This is a genomic window from Vibrio mexicanus (assembly GCF_001012815.1).
Lineage (GTDB): Bacteria > Pseudomonadota > Gammaproteobacteria > Enterobacterales > Vibrionaceae > Vibrio > Vibrio mexicanus.
Genome location: NZ_JYJP01000043.1, coordinates 1 through 627, shown reverse-complemented (window position 1 = coordinate 627; position 627 = coordinate 1). Strand labels below are relative to the sequence as shown.

Annotated in this window: 1 pseudogene; it reads left to right on the top strand. The window is 41.3% G+C overall.

Features of this window, described 5'->3' with window-relative positions:
• Window positions 1-62 precede the first annotated feature (62 nt).
• Window positions 63-627 (top strand): annotated as a pseudogene (locus tag UA76_RS22390) (hypothetical protein); the annotation flags it as partial.

The following is a 627-nucleotide window of genomic DNA, read 5'->3' as shown; positions in this document are numbered from 1 at the left end:
TATCCTTTTACATGATCAATGGTTTAAAACCTAATCAAGGAATGATTGAGCGTGCCTACTCCATGATCGAATTAAATCAAAAACGAAGTGAACAAGGGAGAACGTACGATGAAAAACGGGACATGTATTATCGCACTCTCGTTGGAGAGGATGGAAAACGTTCAATAATAAACAATATTAAAGCAATTATGCTATACACTGATGAATACTATCGCGTCTCTACATACAAAGAAATTGGTATCATTTGTGTTTTTTTAATGCTCTCACTAGCAGGCACTATCTACTTTGTCCGCTTACCTCGAATGGCAGATATATACTTCGACCGACAGCGCCAGATCGTTTACACCTGGTACAAAGGCAAAGTCGCGGCCTGCAATTTTGATAACCTTGGCTATCGCGAAAGTGTCCACGGGCTTGACCTAATACTATTCAGCGAGCACAAGAAACGACAGTTTTGGCCCGCTAGGTTTGGACTTCAACCCACTGGCCGAGCTCACTTCAATAATGAAAATGATAATACTGAGTTTATGGCTCAGATCTTTGCTTTCATGGATAAAGGCAAAGAAGCTGTAATCACAGGGGATAAGTTTGTTCGCCCGCAACCGAAGTACTACCTGTACATTGATG